We start from the raw sequence: 17,075 nt of genomic DNA, 5'->3' as shown, positions 1-17,075 counted from the left end.
AACTTGCCTCACCCCCCCTCAACCTTTCTCAACTTTTGCGCGAAGTCCAGTAATTTCCCTTCCTCCCACATTCCAGCCATGAGTTGCACCCCCACCGGGAGACTGTTTTCGGGATGTTTTCCCGCTGGAATGGCCAAGGCCGGAATACCTGCCAGATTGGCCAACACCGTGTAAATATCGGAGAGGTACATCGCCACCGGGTCGGCAGATTTTTCGCCGAAACGCCAAGCCGTCGTCGGTGCGACGGGCATTAGGATAAAATCAAAATCACTCAGGATGGCAAAGATGCGTTGGCGGATGAGCGCCCGCGCCTTTTGCGCCTTGCCGTAATACGCATCGTAGTAGCCGCTGCTCAGCACGAACGTGCCGAGCAAGATGCGCCGCTTCACCTCCTCGCTGAAACCCTCCGAGCGACTGAGCAAGTAAGTCTCCTCCAAGTTTTTTGCGGCTGGGCTTCGACGGCCATAGCGAATGCCATCGTAACGGGCCAGATTGGAACTTGCCTCTGCGGTGGTGAGCACATAGTAGGTGGGGATGATGAAATCCAGCAAGTCGAACGAAACGGGTTCCACCGCGTGTCCTGCTGCTCGAAGTTGCTCGATAAAGCCCAAAGTCGCGTTGCGAACGCCAGCCTCCATGCCTTCGCTATCGAGGGCTTCGGGGAAATAGGCAATTTTTAGAGTAGAGGGTGGAGGGCGGAGGGCGGAGGGTTTAGTCTCCGCCTCCCGCCCTTTGCCTTCTGTCGCAGTCGCATCGAAATCGTCGGGGCCTTCCATGACTTTCAACAGGGTGGCGATATCGGCTGGGTTGTGCGCCAACACCCCGATTTGGTCGAACGAGGAGCCATAAGCAATGAGGCCATGCCGCGAGATGCGCCCGTAAGTTGGCTTGAAACCCCAGATGCCGCAGAATCCCGCTGGCTGGCGCACCGAGCCACCCGTGTCGCTGCCCAAGGCGGCCAGACAAGTATCCGTCTGCACCGATACCGCGGCGCCACCCGAAGAGCCTCCGGGGACTCGCGAAGGGTCGGCGGCATTCAGGACGGGGCCGTAAATCGTGTTTTCGTTGGACGACCCCATGCCGAACTGGTCGCAGTTGGTGCGCCCTATGATGATGGCATCTTCGGCCAAAAGGCGCTCCACCGCCGTGGCTGAATAGAGCGAGGTGAACCCTTCGAGTATTTTCGAGGCTGCCGTCACTTGGTGGCCCGCATAGCAAATGTTGTCTTTGATGGAAATGACCGCGCCGCAGAGTCGTCCCATTTTGGTGGGCGCTTCACCCAGATGCGCGTCGAGCGCATCGGCCTTAGCCAGCGCCTCGTCGGCCCACACTTCTATGTAAGCGTTGAGGTGTCGCGTTTTTTCGATTTGAGCCAGATAATGCCCCACTATGGCGCGGCAGGTTGTTTCGCCTGCCCGCAGCGCAGCTTGAATATCGGAAAGCGAGGTGTATTTCGGCATAGACGGGGGCAAATATGGTGCTTCTCAGGCAGTTTTTTCGGCAGCCTCTACCGCACGGCGCAAAGCGTCTTTGGACAGCACACCCGCCTCCCGCCAAAGTTCCCGCCCGTTTTTGTAAACCACGAACATCGGCACGCCCATGACTTTTTGCTGCACGGCGAGAGCGGTGTTTTTGTCCACGTCAATTTTCACGATGCGCACCCGGTCGCCCATTTCGGCTTTCAAGGCATCCAACACAGGGTGCATGGCGCGGCATGGGCCACACCAGGGTGCCCAAAAATCAACGAGCACTGGAATGGGAGAGTTGATGAGTGATTCGTATGAGGATTTCATGTTTGACTTGTTTTTATCTGCCCAAATGCACCAGCAGCACACTCACATCCGCAGGGTTCACGCCGGAAATGCGGCTGGCTTGGCCGATGGTGCGCGGCTTCATGCGAGAGAGTTTTTGACGGGCCTCGTTGCTCAGGCCGCTCACACCCGCGTAGTCAAAATCGGGGTGCAAATGCAAGTCTTCAAGGCGGCTCATTTTGTCCACCATTTCCTGCTCCTTCTGGATGTAGCCTTCGTACTTGATGTTGATTTCGGCCAACTCGACAAATTCCCGCTCGTAGGGCGTGAGGAAGTTGGCGAGTTCCGGCAGCGATTTTGCCAAACTTGGAATGTCCACCTGCGGGCGCAAGAGGATGTTGTAGAGTTTCACCTTCTGAACAATCGGAGCAGAATCAACCGACTGCAAATAGCCATTCACCTCACCGGGGCTGACAGAGGCGTTGCGGAAGAAGGCTTCGATTTCGGCGGCAGCCTGCGTTTTTGCTCGCACCCTGTCCATTCGCACGTCGGTGCCGCGCACGCCGAGTCGGTGCGCGATGGGTGTGAGGCGAAGGTCGGCATTGTCTTGCCGGAGCAGGATGCGATATTCGGCGCGGCTGGTGAACATCCGGTATGGCTCCTGCGTGCCTTTGTTCACGAGGTCGTCAATCAAAACACCGATATAGGCTTCGGAGCGTTTGAGCACGAGCGGCGCTTCGCTTTTCACGCTCAAAGCAGCGTTCAACCCAGCCATCAACCCCTGACAGGCGGCTTCTTCGTAGCCCGTCGTGCCGTTGATTTGTCCAGCAAAAAAGAGGTTTTTCACCAAGTTGGTTTCCAACGTGGTTTGCAATTGCGTGGGTGGAAAATAGTCGTACTCGATGGCGTAGCCGGGGCGAAACATCTTGACGTTTTCCAACCCGGGTATTTCCTTTAAGGCTTTGAACTGCACGTCTTCGGGCAGCGATGAGGAGAAGCCGTTGATATAAATTTCCACCGTGTCCCAGCCTTCCGGTTCGATGAAAAGTTGGTGGCGGTCTTTGTCGCTGAACCGGTCTATTTTGTCCTCGATGCTTGGGCAATAGCGCGGCCCCACGCCTTGGATGCGCCCGTTGAACATAGGCGACTGGTCAAAACCCGTGCGCAATGTGTCGTGCACTTTTTGGTTGGTGTAGGTAATCCAGCAGCAGAGTTGTTTTTCCAAAAGCGGTGTGTCGGTGTAAGAAAACTTGCCGGGTGGGAAATCGCCGTCCTGTCGCTCCATTTTGGAATAGTCGAGCGAGCGCCCGTCAATGCGAGGCGGGGTGCCCGTCTTCATGCGGCCAGCCTCGAAGCCGAGTTCGACGAGCTGCTCGGTGATGCCTTTGGCTGCCGATTCGCCCGCACGCCCCCCGCCGAATTGTTTCTCGCCGATGTGAATAATGCCGTTCAGGAAAGTGCCGTTGGTGAGCACAACTGTCTCGCTTTCAATTTCCAAACCCATGCCTGTCACCACGCCGCGCACCCGTCCGTCCTTCACCACGAGGCCGCGCACCATTTCCTGCCAAAAATCTATGTTGGGGTGTTGTTCCAACATTTGCCGCCATTTCGCGGCGAAAAGCATCCGGTCGTTTTGGGCGCGAGGACTCCACATAGCGGGGCCTTTCGAGCGGTTGAGCATCCGAAACTGAACAGCCGTGTGGTCGGTCACAATGCCCGAATAGCCGCCCAAGGCATCCACCTCGCGCACGATTTGCCCCTTTGCCACGCCGCCCATCGCGGGGTTGCAGCTCATCTGCCCGATGGTCTGCATATTCATGGTGGCCAGCAGGACTTTGCAGCCCATGTTGGCGGCAGCGACAGCGGCCTCGCACCCCGCATGGCCTGCACCGACTACTATGACATCGTATTTTGGAAACATTTTTTAATGAAAGGTTTTGGAGTTGCTACAAAGGCGCAAAGACTCCAAGAAGTTGATTTTAAAATCTTTGTGTCTTCGTGGCAAAGTTTAAATCACGACGAACTAAAACCCTTTTTTTGAAAAAAAAGTTGGCAAAAGTACAACGGAAAGAGGGATAAAAAAGTCGCGTAGAGGTGTTGCGCGGTCATTTTGTATAGCGCTGCCCCTACTCAAGTAGGGGCAGCATCGCGAAATACGTTGAACAAGTGTGGCATGACCGCTCATGGTTACTTTATCAATGCTCTCAAAGCGGTCATGCCACACCTACGCAACGTTTTGCGAGGATGTCTCATAAGTGATGTTTGTTTGACAGGATTGACAATATTCGCGCCCTTTTTCGGGTAAAAAAAACTGTAAATCTTGTTAAGCAGTATGGCGGATTTGCAAATCCGCCATACTACTTATGAGATGAGTCATCCCGAATTTTGAAAAAACAGATTTTGGCTCACTATTTTGCTAAAAAACGCAAGTTCAGAGTTAAAACTTTTGAAAATCCAGGGACGGTGCCCTGAAACACATTCCAGGGCGCTGTCCCCGCCAGAGTGGTTGCAAAAATTCAAATGCCACAAACGTTTGATTTCCATAAAGTAGACTTGTTGCGGTAGATGCCTTCGGGTGAAGGGAAAGCCCTTTTTCCGACTGGCTTCGTTAAATTTTTCGCCGAATATGCCCGATTTCGACTGCAAAATTTGCCTTGCCAGTCGAAAAAATGACAATCCCCTTCACCCAAAGCCCTCCACCGCCACAAGCCTAGTCATTTTATACCGAAGGTCGCTTTCCTGAATCACGGGAGCAAAGACGTCCACCGCCACAAGCCTAGTCATTTTATACCTCGTGCCGCCAAGTTTTCAGCATGGTTGGAAGGATGAGATCACGTTTACTAAACTTCAAAAGTTTAGTAAACGTTACCTAGACGATGCTGAAAACTTGGCGGCGCGAGGTATAGCACCTCAAAGAGGTGAAAAGTTGATAAAAATCGGGAATCAGTCAGCGATGCTCGCTTTGTCGGGTTCTGAGGTGTCATCCCGTAAGCATGGAGGGGTGACATCTCAAAAATAGGCCGAGATGTCACCTTTTTCGTTCCTCAAAAGATGACACCTCATTGTGAACCGAGAGTGGCAGGGAATCAATTAGTCAAGCGCCATCTGTTAGGTCAAATATCTTCGAGCTCACGTTAAGTAGTATAACGGATTTACAAATCCGCCACACTACTTATGAGCGCAACGCTTATTTATTTAGCCTGAAACGTCTGGCGGCTTCTGAAGCCCAATATGTTGAGTTCAAAAACAAAACGGCTTTCGCTCAATTCGACGACCGTGCCAGTAAAAGTGCCACTCGATGGGTCGGACAAGGTGAGCGTTTTGCCATCGGCGCTCAGGCTCCAAGAAAAAGTGGTGCTCTGTGGGTCAGCAGGGTCGCATTTTGTGGCGCCCTCGTCAAAAACCACCGTATCATCGTCGCGGAAATTGATACAATCGTCCTTTTCGCAGTCTTCCAGTGGGTCATCTTGCCATTGGTTGGTGGCCACGTTGAAGGTTTCGTTTTTGATGTAAGACCAGCAAGATGGTCCCGTCAACAGTTCTTCTGGAGACTTGCTGTCCTTGTTGCAAGCGGTCAGCAAGAACGCGCCAACAGCAACCATCAAGAGCGATTTCAAAGTAATTTTCATAGTAATCAGTGTTAGGTTAGAGAATGTGTTGAGCCTGCAAAAGTAGGGGGAATTGCCCAGATACCCTACCGCACCACCGCCACATCCCCCGTTCTCTGAATGGTGAAGGCGCGCCCGCAGACGCTGAGCCGCGCCCGCAGATGCCACGCATAGACCCCCGTCCCCATTGTTTTTTGGCGGAAAGCGCCCGTCCACCCCTGCTCCGGGGCGTCGGCGACGAACAAGAGATTGCCCCAACGGTCGAAAATCGAGAGGCTGTATTCCAGCACCTCGACGTTGCGGGCGAAGAAGACGCGGAACGTGCGGTTGTCGTCGGAGGCTGATTCCGGCGCGAACACGTTGGGCGCGTAGAAAACGTCCTGCCCGTCGGGCAGCGATGCCCAAACCGCCGTCGCCTCGCGGCGAACGGTCTGGCAATGATTCGACGCCTCCACCCAGAGGGGGCCGGCCTCCGCGACGAGGGCGGCGGGGTGGCGCCCCGCTCGACCAAGCGAAGCGCAGCCCCGTGGTGTCGCCCGACACCGCCGGGGCGACGGTGACGGCGGTGCTGTCGCAGGATGGCGATGTTGGCGGGCAGCGACAGTTCGAGGCGCGGCGTGGCCTCGAGCGTGGTTTCTTGTTCAAAAACACAGCCGTTCGCGTCGCGCGCGAAGACGGTGTATGCGCCCGCCGCGAGCGCGTCGAACCGTGTGCCTGCCTGAAAAGTGGCGCCGTCCAGGGAAAACGTCGCGGGAGCGCCGCCGCCAACAGAGACCGCAAGCGAGCCGGTGGGCGAGGTCGGGCAGGAAGGCAGGGCCTCGACGTCAAAGTCCAGCACAGGCCAGGCCGTCACCGCAATCGTGACGAGGGAGTCGCAGCCCGCCGCGTTGAGCAGGGTGAACACTTGCGTCTGCCCGACGGCCAAGTCAACGCCCGCGAAATTGTAAGTTGTTCCGGGGCAGGTTTTTGCTTCCAAACTGAAAGCCGAGGTGGGCAACGCCCCGACGGTGACGGTGACGAGCGAGTCGCAGCCTGCCGCGTTGAGCAGGGTGAACACTTGCGTCTGCCCGACGGCCAAGTCCACGCCCGCGAAATTGTAGGTGGTTCCGGGGCAAGTCTCGACGGTGAGTGCGGAAGCCGAGGTCGGCAACGCTTCGACGGTGACGGTGACGAGCGAGTCGCAGCCCGCCGCGTTGAGCAGGGTGAACACTTGCGTCTGCCCGACGGCCAAGTCAACGCCCGCGAAGTGGTAAGTCGTGCCGGGGCAGGTCTCGACGGTGAGTGCGGAAGCCGAGGTCGGCAACGCTTCGACGGTGACGGTGACAAGGGAGTCGCAGCCCAAGTAATTTGTCAGGGTGAACACTTGCGTCTGCCCGACGGCCAAGTCAACGCCCGCGAATTGGTAAGTTGTTCCGGGGCAGGTCTCGACGGTGAGTGCGGAAGCCGAGGTCGGCAACGCTTCGACGGTGACGGTGACAAGGGAGTCACAGCCCAAGTAATTTGTCAGGGTGAACACTTGCGTCTGCCCTACGGCCAAGTCTACGCCCGCGAAATTGTAAGTTGTTCCGGGACAAGTTTTTACTTCCAAACTGGAAGCCGACGTGGGCAACGCTTCTACGGTGACGGTGACGAGGGAGTCACAGCCCAAGTAATTTGTCAGGGTGAACACTTGCGTCTGCCCTACGGCCAAGTCTACGCCCGCGAAGTGGTAAGTTGTTCCGGGGCAGGTCTCGACGGTGAGTGCGGAAGCCGAGGTCGGCAACGCTTCGACGGTGACGGTGACAAGGGAGTCACAGCCCAAGTAATTTGTCAGGGTGAACACTTGCGTCTGCCCTACGGCCAAGTCTACGCCCGCGAAATTGTAAGTTGTTCCGGGACAAGTTTTTACTTCCAAACTGGAAGCCGACGTGGGCAACGCTTCTACGGTGACGGTGACGAGGGAGTCGCAGCCCAAGTAATTTGTCAGGGTGAACACTTGCGTCTGCCCGACGGCCAAGTCCACGCCCGCGAAGTTGTAAATTGTTCCGGGACAGGTTTTTGCTTCCAAACTGGAAGCCGACGTGGGCAACGCCCCGACGGTGACGGTGACGAGCGAGTCGCAGCCCGCCGCGTTGAGCAGGGCGAACACTTGCGTCTGCCCTACGGCCAAGTCTACGCCCGCGAAGTGGTAAGTTGTTCCGGGGCAGGTCTCGACGGTGAGTGCGGAAGCCGAGGTGGGCAACGCCCCGACAGTGACGGTGACGAGCGAGTCGCAGCCCAAGTAATTTGTCAGGGTGAACACTTGCGTCTGCCCGACGGCCAAGTCCACGCCCGCGAAGTGGTAAGTCGTGCCGGGGCAAGTTTTTACTTCCAAATTGGAAGCCGAGGTGGGCAACGCCCCGACGGTGACGGTGACAAGGGAGTCACAGCCCAAGTAATTTGTCAGGGTGAACACTTGCGTCTGCCCGACGGCCAGGTCAACGCCCGCGAAGTTGTAAGTGGCGCCGGGGCAGGTCTCGACGGTGAGAGCGGAAGCCGAGGTCGGCAACGCTTCGACGGTGACGGTGACAAGGGAGTCGCAGCCTGCAGCGTTGAGCAGGGTGAACACTTGCGTCTGCCCGACGGCCAGGTCTACGCCCGCGAAGTGGTAAGTTGTTCCGGGGCAGGTTTTTGCTTCCAAACTGGAAGCCGAGGTGGGCAACGCCCCGACGGTGACAGTGACGAGCGAGTCGCAGCCCAAGTAATTTGTCAGGGTGAACACTTGCGTCTGCCCAATGGCCAAGTCAACGCCCGCATAGTTGTAAGTCGTTCCGGGGCAGGTCTCGACGGTGAGTGCGGAAGCCGAGGTCGGCAACGCTTCGACGGTGACGGTGACGAGCGAGTCGCAGCCCGCCGCGTTGAGCAGGGTGAACACTTGCGTCTGCCCGACGGCCAAGTCAACGCCCGCGAAGTTGTAAGTGGCGCCGGGGCAGGTCTCGACGGTGAGGGTCTCGGCAGAGGGGATGCAGGGCAGACAATCCCCCACCGCCACCCGCAGCGTGTCGCTGCGCTCGCCGCAGTCCCACACCTTGCGCACCGCCACCTGCTGCGTGCCCGCCTGCTTCCATCGCACCCAGACCGTGTCGTGCGCCTGCGACACGACCTCGCCGCCCGTGACCGTCCATTGGTATGAGGCGCCCGCGTCGCACTGCCCCGTCACGAAGTAGCGCCGGAGGCTGTCGGCGCACACGGGGGCGCACGCCTGCTCGCCGACGATGTAGGGCTTGCCGGGGGCAAAGTACGAGGCCGCGAAAGTGGGCAGCCCCAGCAGCGCGTCGCGGGGCAGTGGCACGGCCTCGGGTTCGTACTGACAGGCCGCGCCGGGCTCGTTCGGGTGGTGTATGATGCTCAGGTATTTCCGGAAGGTGCGGGTGATGTAGATTTTGCCGTCAGGGGCAAGGAGCATCTGCCCGGTGTTGCCCGCCGCCTGGCCGAGGTTTGTTTTCGATTGCACGATGGCGGCGGAGTCATAGACGCACAGGTCGTATTGATAGAGGCTGTCGAAAGGCGTCCAGGCGTTGAGGTAGAGCTTTCGGCTGTCGGGGGAAAACTCCCCGCCATAAAATGAGCGCGTATTTTCCCATATCAGAAGCGGCTCGGATACGATGCCCGTGGCATTGTCAAATTTCATTACCTCGAAATAGGCATCCCATGTGGCGTTGGTTAAGTTCCTTGTGGGAGAACCAATTTTTAGTAGCACAGAGCCGTTAGGACTAAATCTTAGTGTCCCCGCCTTTGCCCCCTGAAAAGGAGAACTGACCTTGCCAACTTTGCTGACAACAGGCGTTAGATGCAACCCATTTTCATCCACCAACCAGGTCATAAATCGGTTGCTGCCGGATTCAAGGGTCAGCACCCACCAGCCCCGTCCGTTGCAGTGCCGCGTGGCGGCCACTTTTTCGGTGGTCTTGATGAAAAGGATGTTGTCTTTCGACGCCACATCTCCCAAACCGCCCTCCGCGCTCACATCTATCACAGCGTAGTACATCTTGCGCAACGTGTCGCCCGACTGACCTGCCAGATTGTCAAGGGTTTCCATGTAAAACAAGTAGTACAAGCCTTGGTCGCCGGGATGGTGTAGGGTCAGTATGTGCGTAGCCGAACGACTGCCCTTCAACTTGCCGTTGGGCATGATTTGCTTGTTTCGGTTCCACACATACTCGCCGTTGGAATAAAAAAGCAGGTTGCCATCGGCATCGCTGGCGATGGCCCCGGCCTCGTAGGAGCTCATGCCGCTGTCGGTGAGCAGCGTCGGCGGCAGGGTGCTGAAGTCCAGACCGAGGCTGTCGCCGAAGTACCAGATGTTGCCTTCCTTGCCGCTGAGGCACTGCGGCGCGTTTTGGCCGTATGCGGCGGCGGGGAAAAAGCCCATACAGCAGTAAAAAAGGGCGGAAATGATGCGCATGGGAAGCACCAAAAAAAATAAAATGCACTTTTGTTAGCGGCACGAAAATAAGGAACGCTTGAAGGATGGCTTGTTAAATTTAGCGCGGGTTTGGAGATTAGTTCTTTGAAAACCAATTTTGTGGAGCGCGCGCGTCGCAAACCTTCCAATGTTTTCAAAACTTGGAAGGTTTCGCGGAACCGCGACCCAATCATTCAAATCCGTGCTTGTTGCCCTGTCGGCAGCCATCCACTCAAAGAGGCGCAAATCGGGAGGATGCCGCTCGTTGTTTTACCCTACCGCACCACCGCCACATCCCCCGTTCTCTGAATGGTAAAGGAGCGCCCGCAGACGCTGAGCCGCGCCCGCAGATGCCACGCATAGACCCCCGTCCCCATTGTTTTTTGGCGGAAAGCGCCCGTCCACCCCTGCTCCGGGGCGTCGGCGACGAACAAGAGATTGCCCCAACGGTCGAAAATCGAGAGGCTGTATTCCAGCACCTCGACGTTGCGGGCGAAGAAGACGCGGAACGTGCGGTTGTCGTCGGAGGCTGATTCCGGCGCGAACACGTTGGGCGCGTAGAAAACGTCCTGCCCGTCGGGCAGCGATGCCCAAACCGCCGTCGCCTCGCGGCGAACGGTCTGGCAATGATTCGACGCCTCCACCCAGAGGGGGCCGGCCTCCGCGACGAGGGCGGCGGGGGTGGCGGCCCCGCTCGACCAAGCGAAGCGCAGCCCCGTGGTGTCGCCCGACACCGCCGGGGCGACGGTGACGGCGGTGCTGTCGCAGGGGATGGCGATGTTGGCGGGCAGCGACAGTTCGAGGCGCGGCGTGGCCTCGAGCGTGGTTTCTTGTTCAAAAACACAGCCGTTCGCGTCGCGCGCGAAGACGGTGTATGCGCCCGCCGCGAGCGCGTCGAACCGTGTGCCTGCCTGAAAAGTGGCGCCGTCCAGGGAAAACGTCGCGGGAGCGCCGCCGCCAACAGAGACCGCAAGCGAGCCGGTGGGCGAGGTCGGGCAGGAAGGCAGGGCCTCGACGTCAAAGTCCAGCACAGGCCAGGCCGTCACCGCAATCGTGACGAGGGAGTCGCAGCCCGCCGCGTTGAGCAGGGTGAACACTTGCGTCTGCCCGACGGCCAAGTCAACGCCCGCGAAATTGTAAGTTGTTCCGGGGCAAGTTTTTACTTCCAAATTGGAAGCCGAGGTGGGCAACGCCCCGACGGTGACGGTGACGAGCGAGTCGCAGCCTGCCGCGTTGAGCAGGGTGAACACTTGCGTCTGCCCGACGGCCAAGTCCACGCCCGCGAAATTGTAGGTGGTTCCGGGGCAAGTCTCGACGGTGAGTGCGGAAGCCGAGGTCGGCAACGCTTCGACGGTGACGGTGACGAGCGAGTCGCAGCCCGCCGCGTTGAGCAGGGTGAACACTTGCGTCTGCCCGACGGCCAAGTCCACGCCCGCGAATTGGTAAGTCGTTCCGGGGCAGGTCTCGACGGTGAGTGCGGAAGCCGAGGTGGGCAACGCTTCGACGGTGACGGTGACGAGGGAGTCGCAGCCCGCCGCGTTGAGCAGGGTGAACACTTGCGTCTGTCCGACGGCCAAGTCTACGCCCGCGAAGTTGTAAGTGGCGCCGGGGCAGGTCTCGACGGTGAGGGCGGAAGCCGACGTGGGCAATGCCCCGACAGTGACGGTGACGAGGGAGTCGCAACCTGCCGCGTTGAGCAGGGTGAACACTTGCGTCTGCCCGACGGCCAAGTCAACGCCCGCGAATTGGTAAGTCGTGCCGGGGCAGGTCTCGACGGTGAGTGCGGAGGTTGAAGGCGTGCACTTCAATGCGCTCAGGAGCAAGTCCGCGAAGCCTTTTTGCGCACAACCCACCAACTCCACGATGTTTTCTCCAATGATGATATTCCAAATTGGGTCGAGCAGCAAGCTGTCAATCTGTACCACATACTCTGTGGAGAGGATGTGTAGAAAATCAAAATTGCCAGTAGCCCCTGACTGCGAATTGGCAACCGGCGCGTTGTTTTGGAGCAACAATATCGGGATGCCCGACACGAGGGTATCGCCTGCGTCAATAATACCGTTGTCGTTCACATCCGACCAGACTTTTCCCAAAATATCGCCGCTGCCTTGATACAAGGCCAAAGTAAGCGGTTCGCTTTGAGCCTTGCATCCGTTCACGTCCACAAGGTCAGCCCAATAAGTGCCACTCTGCGTGGCCACTAAATCGCTGCTCGTAGCGCCGGGTATAGGCGCACCATCGAGATACCATTGCCAACTCACAATGTCGGGCAATGAGGGGATGCACAACGTATCAGGGTTGCAACGCGCATGGCATCCGGCAGGCAGGGCGGCGATGTTGGGGCCGGGGAAAATGACCACGGTGTTGCTTTGCGCCACACAACCGTGTTCGTTCATCACGCGCACGAAGTACAATCCCGCTTGGTCGGTGGTCAGGGTGCTTTGCCCTGTCACGCCTGTGTTCCAGAAAATTTCCCATTGCGGCAACTGTGTGCCGAGGTAAGTGAGGGTACTGGGTGTGCCGGCGCACACATCGTCGGTGGTGAGGCTGAACCCCGATGGCAGGGGGTTGACCTTGACATCGAAAGGTGTCGTGATGGTGGTGCAGCCTGTGCTGGGGTTGGTGACGGTGACGGTGTAGGTGTAATTGCCGACGATGAGCGCATTGCCTCTGTCTTCGGAAAAAGTGATGATGGCGCTGTTGCCATTCCCGCCGTTCCACAAGTAGTTGAAGTTGCCATTGCTCTGTATTTCCAGATTGACTGGTTGGCCTGCACACACTTCCAGTGTGGAATATGTCACATCCACTACTTGCCCAAACTCATTGAGTTGCAATGCCTTGATGACTCCGACTGGTGCGGGATTCACTTCCACCGTTTTTTTCGGAGGCGAATAGGAGCAGCCGTTCGCATTGGTGAGGGTCACGCTATAAATGCCTTCAGCGCCGACGGTGATGCTGGGTGTGTTGGCGCCATTGGACCACGAATAGCTTGCGCCAGATGCGGCGGGTGCATTCAGCCCAATGTTTTTTCCTTCACAAATCGTGCTGACACCGCCCGGGGTGATGTTGCCGCTGAATGGGTTGGGGATGATGGTGATTGGCTGCGAGAAACTGGCTTTGCAACCATAGTTGTTGGTGGCAGTCAGGCCTACGCTGTAAATGCCAGCGGGGTTGTAGCTGTGATAAGCGAGGGCTGCTTTCGAGGTGTTGAGGTTGCCAGAGGGCGGGTCGCCAAAATCCCATTCCACCGACACGATGCTGTTGTCGGGCGCGGCCTTGAATTCGGCTGCGTTGCTTGCACAATTAGTGACTGGCGGCGCGAACGTGGGCGCGGGCAGGTTTGGCACAAACACATTTTCAGAATAGGTCGAGGTACACCCGGAAGTGGTGGTGATGGTGAGTGTGGCGGTATAGTTGCCTGCTTGGGAATATGCGTGGGTGGGTGTTGGGACGTTGCCGGTCGCTGCGCCGCTTTCGCCAAATTCCCAGTGCCAACTTTGCAAACTTGCTTCTGGCAAACGAGTGCTCTCGTCTTTGAAATAGGTGGAATCGCCGGGGCAAGCCATTGTCTGTGAAAATTGCGCGACAGCTTCCACGTTCACGGAATCGAGCACAATGCAGGTGGCGCCATTGGTCAATTGAGCATACAGCACCACGATATATTTGCCGCCGTTGGGAAAAATAAAGCTCGGGTTTTCGCCATAGGCAATGCCTAACTGGTTGCTGCCCGATTCGCCGAAATGCCACTTGGCCGAGCCGTTCAGGTACAATCCTGTTGCGTTGACGAGGCTAAATTGGAACGAATCGCAACGCGCCGAGGGGGCTATTTTGAAATTCACGTCTTCGGGGGCGCATTTGGGTCCGTGCGATGGGTTGTGACAAACGCCGCCACAGTACTCAAATACCCACACGGTACCATCGCTTGCCTTGCAACCGTATTCATTGGTCACGGTGGCGGAATAGTAGCCGTATTGGTTGGTGACATGGACGGGTGTGTTCCCCCCAACCGGGTTTCCGTCGCGGAACCACTCGTAGCTAAAAGTGCCGTTGTTGGTGGTGAGTGCCGTGATGGAGACGTACAGGCTATTGTCGCAAAAACCCGTTGGGTCGGCGGTCGTCACGGTCACATTGGGTTTGGGGTATTGGTTCACGGTGAATTCGCTGGTGCCTTTGCAGCCGTAGGCATCCGTCACGGCCAGTGTATAGGTGCCGGGCGATACTTGCACGGTGGGTGTGTTGCCGATGACGTTGTCCGCTTCGTTTTTCCAGACATAGCTTGAATAGCTCGCGCCCGCTGCTGCCGTGCCAAATTCATTGGGACACAGCCCCGGCGGGTAGGTCGGCGCAGGCACGGGGTCTGGATGGACGAGGACCATGAAATTGGCCGAGGCCCCACAGCGCGTTAAGCGCACGGTGTGCACGCCTTGCATTTGCCAAAAAATCTCTACGGTGTTTTTTCCCTGACCACTCTTAATGGTTCCTGCGTTGGCTGGCACGATTTCCCATTGGTAGTCCAAATTTTGATGAAAAAAAGTGGAATAGGAGCCAACGGTGCCTATGCACACTTCGGGAGTACCCGTGACGGTGGGGGCGGGCAGGGCTTGCACGTTCAGCATGAGCGTGTCGGATATGCAGCCCAGCCCATCGGTGGAGACTTGGGCGAGGGAGAGCCAACGGGGGTTGATGTTGCCCCAAGTGACATTCGCGTTGTTGCCCAATTGTTTGGTGGGGGCTGGCGTACCGTTTTTGATATTCCATTCGAGCGAATAAGGCGAATTTCCCAACAAGGTATAGGTGTAAGGGGTGCCGGGGCAAATCGAGGTTGGCCCAACGATGCTTGCGGGTTTGGGCGGGTTGGCCACGACTTTCACGCGCCATTCGGCGCTGGTTGAGCAGGTGTTGTTGAAGGTCGGGACAGCGAAAATTCGGTAGGTGCCGATGCCATGCGCGGGTGTGAAGTTGATATTGTTAGTTGCACCAGTCGAGGCCCACACGTTGGTGCCATCGGGTGCCACGATGCTCCAATTGCAAAGCACACTGCCAGAATAGGCCGTGAGCAGGGTGGAAAAATTCTTGGTAGCGCCGTCGCACATTTCCACGGGGCCAGTGATGACGAATGGCGAGAGGATGCGTACGGGAATGGTGTCAGCGCCCCCGCAGCCGAGGTAACAGTTATCGTATTTGACGCTGAGATGATGAGGCCCGTCGGGGTTGGGAGTCCCCGCCCACACTACGGTGACTTTGTTTGTGCCTTGCCCTCTGATGATGCTGCCGCCGCTTGCGAGCGTCCATTTGAAATCCGTGCCGTCGAAGGGTTCAATGCTGTATTCCTCCTCGTTGCCGGAGCAGACCACTTCGGGGCCTTTTATCTCGGCATCGTCGGAAATGATGGGGATGACAAACACACTGGCCTGTGGGCAACTGGCTCCCGCACAACTGGTGGCGCTCAATGAAATGCTGCCCTGTGCGCCAGCGTCCCACTGCACCGTGATGCTGTTGTCGCTAGCACCGCCGCCGCTTTGCACGGTGCCGTTGGGCGACACGCTCCATGTGTAAGAGGCGCATTGGTTGGATGTGTTGTAGGTGATGGATTCGCCGGGGCAAACCGAGCCGACACAATCGAGCAGGGGTGGCTCGGTGTCGAGCACTTCCACGAGGAGCGTGGTGGTGTCGGCGCAAAGGCAGTTGCTGCGAGCAATGAGTGTGACAGTGTAGGTGCCCGCATTAAGGAAGGTATGCTGCGGGTTCTCCTCTGTGCGGGTGGAAAGGTTGTCGCTGAAATGCCATTCCAGCGCGTCGTAGTGCAGGCTTTGATTTTTAAATTTTACAGTCTGGCCTTTGCAAATTTCCAACGGTGCGTTGGCTGCTGCGGGTGGGTCGCTGCTGAATTTTGCCTCTGGCTCTTCCACGATGGTGATGCAACGCGAGCTTTGAAAGCAAAGCCCTTGTTGTGCGTTGAAGGCTTCCATCTTCACCAAGCCTGCCCCTGAGGCCCCCCACACCACGGTGACTTCGGTCTTGTCGGGGCTGACGGTGTAGCTCTCAGCACCGCTAACTGTCCACACCGCACTTAGCAAAGACAAAGGTATGCCGCAGTCGGTGGGTGGCTTCACAAAATAGGTGGCGGTGGTGTTGGGGCAAACTTTTTCGCAAACGGGCAGACTGCCGTTGGGAGCGTAGTTGCAAAACGCCGCATTGGTGGATTGAATTTCGAGAAACTGGGACTGGCCTTGGCCGACGATGAAGCATTCGGTGGTCGTCATTCCGTTTGAAATGTCGAACACTGTCACGCAATAATTGCCGGGACATAGGTTGGTCAAGTTTTTAGTCGCACTTCCGGTACTCCAAGTGTACAGAAAGTTCGAACTGCCCGAACCACCGCTTGCGTCCACCGTGATAGTTCCGTTGCAGTTCTGGTTGCATCCTGCGTTGGTCACATAACCACTCACCGTGATAGGCGAAATGCCACCCCCGATGCTTTGCTCCACCACAGCGGTGTGGGTGACGGTGCAGCCTTTTGAATCGGTAATGGTGACACTGTATGTACCGGGAAAAAGCCCGCCAATAGAAGGGGTAATTGAGCCGCTCGACCAAAGGTGGGCGTAAGGGGGATTGCCTCCGGCCACGGTGAGTGCGATAGCGCCGTCGCTGCCCGCAGCATTGGCATTGGTGATGTTGGAAAGCACGACTATTTGAGACGGATTCGTCAGTGTGACCGTAGCGGTCTCGAGGCAACCAGTCGAGCTTTCGGTGACAATCACAGTGTAAGTGCCCGCAGGTACATTGTTTAGATTTTGGACTGTGGATGTAAAGCCTCCGGGGCCTGTCCAATGGTAAGTGTAAGGAGGGATTCCGCCTGCTACTGTCAAGGTAGCCGAGCCACTTGATTGGCCATAGCAACTTGGATTGTTGGCACACACGACGAGATTCATGTTGGAACCATAATAACTCGTGACCGTAGCGCAAGTAGTCGCCGTGGTTCCATTAGCATCTGTGACGGTGACGCAATAGTTGCCGGGACACAAATCGTAGATAGTCGGCGCATTGGAGACGTTTGACGACCATTGGTAGGTATAGGGAGCGGTGCCTCCACTTGTCGTGGTGAAAACACCACCATTGCAGCCGATGCAAGTGGCGGGCGATGTAGTGGCGCTTATCTGAATTTGGGCTTTCGCGCTTGTTGCATAAAGGAGAAGGGCGAACGTAGCGATGGGGATGAGGGCGGAGGGAGGTATTATTTTCATCATCAGGTGCAGACATATTGTTTGGATGGAACATTGAGTTTGCCAAGAG

At 57.2% G+C, this 17,075-nt stretch carries 6 protein-coding genes; all 6 read right to left on the bottom strand.

Translation table 11 applies throughout. The features are described 5' to 3' along the window. Window positions 1-8 precede the first annotated feature (8 nt). A complete protein-coding gene (gene gatA / locus KIS77_08635; protein ID MCW5922396.1) occupies window positions 9-1,460 on the bottom strand; it encodes an Asp-tRNA(Asn)/Glu-tRNA(Gln) amidotransferase subunit GatA in 1,452 nt (483 codons plus the stop codon). A 24-nt stretch (window positions 1,461-1,484) separates the two neighbouring features. Further along, entirely contained in the window at window positions 1,485-1,793 is a 309-nt protein-coding gene (gene trxA, locus KIS77_08630; protein ID MCW5922395.1) for a thioredoxin, read from the bottom strand. A 13-nt stretch (window positions 1,794-1,806) separates the two neighbouring features. Then, complete coding sequence (gene mnmG / locus KIS77_08625; protein ID MCW5922394.1) at window positions 1,807-3,672, bottom strand: tRNA uridine-5-carboxymethylaminomethyl(34) synthesis enzyme MnmG; 1,866 nt, start codon at window positions 3,670-3,672, stop codon at window positions 1,807-1,809. 1,270 nt (window positions 3,673-4,942) lie between these two features. Then, window positions 4,943-5,380, bottom strand: a complete 438-nt coding sequence (locus tag KIS77_08620) for a lipocalin family protein (protein MCW5922393.1) — start codon at window positions 5,378-5,380, stop codon at window positions 4,943-4,945. Window positions 5,381-5,445: 65 nt separating this feature from the next. After that, the gene (locus tag KIS77_08615; GenBank protein MCW5922392.1) at window positions 5,446-5,814 is read right to left on the bottom strand and encodes a gliding motility-associated C-terminal domain-containing protein; all 369 of its coding nucleotides are present in this window, start codon (window positions 5,812-5,814) and stop codon (window positions 5,446-5,448) included. Between the two features lie 4,243 nt (window positions 5,815-10,057). Then, window positions 10,058-17,029, bottom strand: a complete 6,972-nt coding sequence (locus KIS77_08610) for a PKD domain-containing protein (GenBank protein MCW5922391.1) — start codon at window positions 17,027-17,029, stop codon at window positions 10,058-10,060. Between the last annotated feature and the right edge of the window lie 46 nt (window positions 17,030-17,075).

The organism is Saprospiraceae bacterium, from assembly GCA_026129545.1.
Taxonomy (GTDB): domain Bacteria; phylum Bacteroidota; class Bacteroidia; order Chitinophagales; family Saprospiraceae; genus M3007.
This window is presented reverse-complemented; position numbering and strand designations above follow the sequence as displayed.

Coding starts and splice junctions, on each gene's coding strand:
- gatA (MCW5922396.1), bottom strand. CDS start 1,460: ATGCCGAAATACACCTCGCTTTCCGATATTCAAGCTGCGCTGCGGGCA.
- trxA (MCW5922395.1), bottom strand. CDS start 1,793: ATGAAATCCTCATACGAATCACTCATCAACTCTCCCATTCCAGTGCTC.
- mnmG (MCW5922394.1), bottom strand. CDS start 3,672: ATGTTTCCAAAATACGATGTCATAGTAGTCGGTGCAGGCCATGCGGGG.
- KIS77_08620 (MCW5922393.1), bottom strand. CDS start 5,380: ATGAAAATTACTTTGAAATCGCTCTTGATGGTTGCTGTTGGCGCGTTC.
- KIS77_08610 (MCW5922391.1), bottom strand. CDS start 17,029: ATGATGAAAATAATACCTCCCTCCGCCCTCATCCCCATCGCTACGTTC.